The organism is Acrocarpospora catenulata, assembly GCF_018476525.1.
Taxonomy (GTDB): domain Bacteria; phylum Actinomycetota; class Actinomycetes; order Streptosporangiales; family Streptosporangiaceae; genus Acrocarpospora; species Acrocarpospora catenulata.
The window spans coordinates 48102-54274 of record NZ_JAHCST010000062.1 but is presented as its reverse complement, the minus strand read 5'-3'; the positions used below and the strand labels follow the sequence as shown (position 1 = coordinate 54274).

The 6173-nt window shown below is 68.6% G+C and carries 6 protein-coding genes; 1 reads left to right on the top strand and 5 read right to left on the bottom strand.

Annotated features, from left to right (window positions below; genetic code table 11):
• The 5 genes from KIP79_RS38190 to KIP79_RS38170 form a co-directional block, all read right to left on the bottom strand.
• Nucleotides 1–1716: endo-1,4-beta-xylanase (locus KIP79_RS38190; RefSeq protein ID WP_214109879.1), on the bottom strand; the 1716-nt coding region annotated here is incomplete at its 3' end.
• A gap of 481 nt (nucleotides 1717–2197) precedes the next feature.
• Nucleotides 2198–3181, bottom strand: a complete 984-nt coding sequence (locus KIP79_RS38185; RefSeq protein WP_214109878.1) for a class I SAM-dependent methyltransferase — start codon at nucleotides 3179–3181, stop codon at nucleotides 2198–2200.
• Nucleotides 3067–3792: a cysteine hydrolase family protein gene (locus tag KIP79_RS38180; RefSeq protein WP_214109877.1), complete on the bottom strand. Its 726-nt coding sequence runs from the start codon at nucleotides 3790–3792 to the stop codon at nucleotides 3067–3069. The genes KIP79_RS38185 and KIP79_RS38180 overlap by 115 nt, the downstream gene beginning before the upstream one ends.
• Nucleotides 3789–4859: an isocitrate/isopropylmalate family dehydrogenase gene (locus KIP79_RS38175; protein WP_214109876.1), complete on the bottom strand. Its 1071-nt coding sequence runs from the start codon at nucleotides 4857–4859 to the stop codon at nucleotides 3789–3791. The genes KIP79_RS38180 and KIP79_RS38175 overlap by 4 nt, the downstream gene beginning before the upstream one ends.
• Nucleotides 4860–4885: 26 nt before the next feature.
• Nucleotides 4886–5416: an EF-hand domain-containing protein gene (locus KIP79_RS38170; protein ID WP_214109875.1), complete on the bottom strand. Its 531-nt coding sequence runs from the start codon at nucleotides 5414–5416 to the stop codon at nucleotides 4886–4888.
• Between the two features lie 308 nt (nucleotides 5417–5724).
• Here KIP79_RS38170 and KIP79_RS38165 point away from each other — a divergent pair, with 308 nt between their 5' ends.
• Nucleotides 5725–6153, top strand: a complete 429-nt coding sequence (locus tag KIP79_RS38165; protein ID WP_214109874.1) for a cupin domain-containing protein — start codon at nucleotides 5725–5727, stop codon at nucleotides 6151–6153.
• Nucleotides 6154–6173: the final 20 nt, after the last annotated feature.

Sequence of the window (6173 nt, the reverse complement as noted above, 5' to 3'; positions counted from 1 at the left end):
GACCGGCTCGATCACGTAGCCCTCACTCCACTGGGTCTGGGTGGTGGCCGTCGCCGAGCAGCCGCCGCCGGTGCCGCCGCCCGTGGTGGTGAAGGTCGCCAGCGCCGAGTTGGACGACAGGTTCCCCGCGCCGTCCCGGGCCTGGACGAACACCTGGTACTGGGTGCCGGCCGTCAGGCCGGTCAGCGTGATCGAGTTGGTGGTGGGCGAGCCGAGCAGGGTGTCGGTGGTGCCCACCCGCCGGTAGACGTTGTAGCCGGCCAGGCCGCTGCCACCGGTGTCGGTGGAGGCGGTCCAGGTCAGCGTCGCACCGGAGGAGGTGATGTTGGACGCGGTCGGGGTGCCCGGTGTGGTCGGCGGCGTGGTGTCGGTGGTGCCGCCACCGGTGGTGGTGAAGGTGGCCACCGCCGAGTTACCCGACAGGTTGCCCGCGCCGTCACGTGCCCGGACGAGCACCTGGTACTGCGTGCTGGCCGTCAAGCCGGTCAGCGTGACCGAGTTGGTGGTCGACTGGGCGATCTGGGTATCGGTCGTGCCCACCCGCCGGTAGATGTTGTAGCCCGCTAGACCGCTGCCGCCGCTGTCCGTGGAGGCGGTCCAGGTCAGCGTCGCGCCCGAAGAGGTGATGTTGGACGCCGTCGGGGTGCCCGGGGTGGTGGGCGGGGTGGTGTCGGTCGGGTTCGGGCTCGCGGCGTTGAGGGCGTTCAGGACCGAGGTGTAGGCGGCCTTCTTGTTGCCGGAGCCGTCGAACAGCAGCGGGGTGTCGCCCGAGCGCCAGGAGTCGCTGTCGCGGACGCCCCACACGGTGATGCCGTTGCAGCGCGCCACGGCCAGACAGTCGTTGACCACGTTGGCGTAGGTCGTGGCAGAGGCGCCCTGGATGTCCAGCTCGGTGATCTGTACGTCGACGCCGAGGGCGGCGAAGCTGGAGATGGTCGTGCGGTAGTTGCTGTTGTACGGGCTGCCGCTGTTGAAGTGCGACTGCAGGCCGACACAGTCGATCGGCACGCCGCGCGACTTGAAGTCGCGGACCATGTTGTAGACGCCCTGGGTCTTGGCCCAGGTCCAGTTGTCGATGTTGTAGTCGTTGTAGCAGAGCTTGGCGGCCGGGTCGGCGGCCCGCGCGGTGCGGAAGGCCACCTCGATCCAGTCGTTGCCGGTCCGCTGGAGGTTGGAGTCCCGCCGCCCGCCGTTGCCGTCGTCGAAGGCCTCGTTCACCACGTCCCAGGCGTAGATCTTGCCCTTGTAGTGGGCCATCACGCCGTTGATGTGGTCGATCATCGCCTGACGGAGCGTGCTGCCCGACAGCGACTGCATCCAGCCCGGCTGCTGGGAGTGCCAGGCCAGCGTGTGCCCGCGTACCCGCTTGCCGTTCTGTACGGCCCAGTTGTAGACGCGGTCGCCGTTGGTGAAGTTGAACTGCCCCCGGTTCGGCTCGGTGGCGTCGATCTTCATCTCGTTCTCGGCCGTCACCATGTCGAACTCGCGGTTGGCGATCGTGGTGTACGCCGAGTCATTGAGCTTGCCCGCGGAGATGGCCGCACCGAAGTACCGCCCGCTCAGCTGGGCCGCCGCGCCGAGCGTGGTCTCAGCGGCATCGGCGGAAACCGGCACCATCAGCACCGTGGCTACGCTGACGGCGCCGGCGACCAAGGCCCGGCGCAGGCCGCTGAAGGGTCGTTGGGTTCCAGGCGGGGGGATGGCGTTGGTGCGCATGCCTGAGCCTCCATAACTGAGTCACGGGAAACGAACGCGGAGACACACCCCGCGCAATCGACGCCGCACCCCATCAGCCGGGACGCAGACCACCAAGGCGTCGGAGGTGGCGAGCCCTGCCGCGCCCACCGACCGGGCAGGAAGGCCGCCTCGAGGACACAGTCTGGAAACCCTCCCGAAATGTGTCAATACCGACCGAAATTGTTTCGGCATTACACCAACTAAGCTGACCTTGCAGTCCCTATTTCAGCAGATAAATCGATCTGAAACTTTCGGCTTCCCGCATCCCGGAAGGGATAGTCGGTGAATCTTTCACCACAAGGCTTCCACCGATCAGGTACGCCCGTCACCGCCGGTGACCCCGTTCTCGGGCACCCCGGACGCGGGCGACGAGTTGGAGGGGTCCCCCGGCGGACATCGCCGCTCCGCCGGCCGATCAGGAAGGCGGCCGGGGCTGCATCTCGATGGGCGAGTAGCCCGATCACGTCTCGCCGGGAGTCGTCCCTTGGGGGTGGAGCTTCTTGGCGAAGGTCCAGCAGTTGGTTGCCAGGGCGTCGTTGGGCTCGGGGAGGGGGCCGCGGCCGTGGTGGCGGGTGAAATCGTAGGGGGTGTAGGTCTCGGTGGACCAGGCTCGTTCTCGTAGGGCGGCGGGCGAGTCGGGGCGTGGCTCGCCGTCGAACAGGGCGAGTAGGTCGACGCCGATCTGTTGTCTGGTCGCGGTGTAGACGGGGCTGGCGCGGACCTCGGGCGCCTCGGTGCCCAGCTTGACCTCGAAGGCCATGGTGCTGCCGTGGGCGCTCAGGCGGTCCACGGTGTCGATGAGGAGTCGCTCGGCGGCCGAGGGAAGGTAGAGGAGCAGGCCCTCGGCCAGCCAGGCGGTCGGTGTGGTCGGGTCGAAGCCCGTGCCCAGCAGCGACCGGGCCCAGTCGTCGCGTAGATCGGCCGCGATCGGGTGGCGCGCGGTCGGCGGGACGGCGGCGAGGCCGTCGAGTACGTCGTGTTTGAAGGCCAGGACGCTGTCGCGGTCGACCTCGTAGATGATCTGATCCGGCGGCCAGTCCAGCCGGAAGGCCCGGGTGTCGAGGCCCGCGCCGAGTAGGACGACCTGCCGGACGCCCGCGTGGGCCGAGCGGATGAGGAAGTCGTCGAGGACCCGGGTACGCAGGCCGAAGTACCGCCCCAGCCTGCCCCACAGCGGGTTCGCGTCCCCGTCCGGGACCTGGGCGGGGTGGACCGGCCAGGCCGCGGACGTGTCGGCGGCGCGCACGAAGTGCTCGGCATAGGGGTCGCCGGCCAGGGCGTCGGGGCGATGTGTCTCGATGGCCCGCGCGGCGGCGACCATGAGCGCGGTCAGGCCGACGCCGCGTTCGATGCCGGTGCGTGGCGCTCCTGGCGGACGCTCTCCCCTGTCGATGCTGTCGATGCTGTCGATGCTGTCGATGCCGGTGTGTCCGGGACCTGGCATGCGCTCTCCTCTCCCGCGGGCGGTGCCCAGGTGTCCGGGCGGTCGTGGGTGGTGATGCAGGCGCCGTAGACGACGGCCATGAAGCGGAGGATGTCGGCGCTCCGCAGGTGCAGGCCGGTGGTGCAGTCGGCCAGCACCGTGATGTGGAAGCCCTTCTGGAACGCGGTCCTGGCGGTGGAGTCCACGCAGACGTCGGCGTACAGGCCCGCCAGCACGAGCCGTCCGACGCCGCCGTGGGCGAGGTGCTGCTCGAAGCCGGCGCTGAGGAACGCGTCGAAGCACGCCCGTTTGGTGAAGACGTACTCCTCCGGCAGGGGTGACACCTTGTGGAACTCCGCGCCCCACGAGCCTTCCCGGCATTTGGGCCGTTTGCCCTGCTCGTGGTCCCGGCGCCGCCAGCTCGGCCCTTGGTATTCGGGGTCACCGACGAAGCGGACGAAGACCACCTCCGTACCGAGGGCCCGGGCCTGGTCGACGGCGCGTGCGGTGTTCGTCGTGACGGCCTCCAGCGTCGCGGGGTCGCCGGAGTACCGGGCGAGGGCGGTCGGCCCGGCGCAGAAGTCGTTCTGCAGGTCCACGACGACCAGCGCCGCGGCCTCCGCGCCGGTCACACCTCCGCCGTCAGGGCCGGCTGCCAGTCGGGCTCCAGCGCGTCGAGCAGCGCGTCCACCACGGCGGTGGTCGAGTGCCGCCCGCCGACGTCCGGGGTGCCGATGCCCCGGCGGAGCAGTGATTCGAGGCCACGCTCCACCATCCGGACCGCCCCGGCGCAGCCCGCGTGCCTCTCCGCGATCATTGCCGCGGCCCGCACCGTCGCCACCGGGTTGACCGCGTCCGTGCCCGCGAGGTCGTCGGCGGAGCCGTGCACCGTCTGGTATTCGACCAGCCCTGCCACGTCGCGGTGGAGGTAGACGTTCTCGGTGCAGCGGTTCTCCTGCCGCTCGGAGCCGAAGCGGTCCAGCAGGACCACGTGCATGATGTCGGCCCATTCGTTGCCCGCGATGATCAGCGTGCGGGGGCGCGGGCCTCGCTCGATCAGGTTGCGGTTCACCGTGTCCGGCTGGAACAGGCGGATCTCGGCGCCGTGCCGGGCGGCGCTCTCGGCCACCCACTCGTCGAGGGCCCCGTCGAGCAGGTGGAACTTGTACGCCATGACGATCTCGTCGGGCCCGCCGTCCGGCCACTCCTGCCGGGCGCGCCGTACGGCAAAGGCGATCACCTTCTCGGTGAGTTCCCTGCTGAACGTCATGGTGCGGATGAGCGCGCCCGGAGCGTGGGTGTTCTCCCCGGTGTAGAAACCCTGGGCCTCATCCCGGACCAGCAGCAGTGACGCGTCCGGGGTGGTGATGGCGTCGGCCTTCACCGCCTGGAGGCGCTGCCGTACCAGGTAGAGCGACTGGGCGTTGATGGCGGTACGGAAGATGGCCGGGATGCCGAGAGCGGACCGGGTGCGGCAGAAGTGCGCGTAGTGGTCGGCGTCCTCCTGGGTGAGTTCGCGGATCCGCTCGATGCCGGCCTCGGCCTTCAGCGACGAGTAGGAGTGGTAGACCCGCTCCGATCGCGTGATGCCGATCTCGGCCGAATACTCGTCGGCGATTCTGGCCAGCACCCGCTCGAAGACGGTCGCGAGTTCGGGACCCGTTCCCCTGCCGACGGCAAGTCCGATGGCTGCTTCCACCTGTGCTCCTTCTGCGGAGTGACGTGTCAGGCCGTGGTCCCGATCAGGTGGTCGCCGGGGATTCCGGTTTTCTCCGGGCTGTAGTAGTCCTTGATGCCCGCGACCCAGACCGGGACCGCGATCTGGTCGTCGTCCGACGGCCCGAACGCGTCGAAGAGCGCGTCGATGTTGGCGGGTTGGAAACCGATGGCCATCATGAGCGCCATGAAGTCGTGCCGCTTGATGAGCCCGTCGCCGTCCGGGTCGCCCAGCGCGCCCAGTGCCTCGGCGAAGTCGGTGAGTGCCTCGTCGAAACGCTCCGGGGAGAGCACGCAGGCCGAGTACTCCTCGAAGCTGATGCGGTTGTCGCGGTTGGTGTCCAGTTCGGCTGCCAGGGTTGTCCAGTAGCGGCGGAATGCGGAGATCATGGCGGCCTTGGCCGCTTCGCCGGAATCGGGGGAGGCCGCGACCACTCGGGTCGCCATCAGGTCGAAGTCCTCGGCTTCGAGATATCCGGTGCCGTCGGCGTCGAGCAGGGTGAAGACGAGCTTTACGCGGTTGATGGCCGTTTTCTGCATCCCGATCACCTTTCTTTGGCCGCCACTCTCAGTGAGGGCGGAAATCAAGGATTCCGACTGCACGCCACTATGCCAGACCATGACTCACGCGCCGCGCGCCCATTTGCGACCATCAGCGCCAACAGAACAGATATGAATAGATGGCAGAACAGCGTGAAATACTCCTGCGATTCACGCCACACTTCCGGCCGGCGGCCGGCCAAGGGTGCTGCGAAATAGACCAAATCTTCTGGGTATCTACGGAGTCAGGCGATCAACTCTGTCGCCGTAGGGGTACTCTTCGGTGACTTCGGAAGGGAGATCACCTCATGACGCACACCCAGGACGGATTCCACCGGCGGCTCCACCAGGTCACTCCCGGCGCGCTCACCGGAGACACCGCCCAGACCGGCGGCATGGTCCGCCGCGAGGCCATCTCCGGCGCCACCGTCGGCTCCGACCGCCTGTGGATGGGCCAGACCCACGTCGCCCCCGCCACCAGTTCGGGCAACCACCACCACGGCGCCTCGGAAACCGGGATCTACGTCGTCAGCGGCCACCCCCACTTCGTCTTCCTCGACACCACCGGCCCCGAACCCGTCGAAACCCGCCTGGTGACCTCCCCCGGCGACTACATCTACGTTCCCCCGTGGGTCCCGCACCGCGAGGAGAACCCCGACCCGGACGAGGAGGCCGTGGTCGTCATCGCCCGCACCACCCAGGAGGCCATCGTCGTCAACGTCGAGACCCTCCAGTAGACCGGCCCCTCAGCAACAAT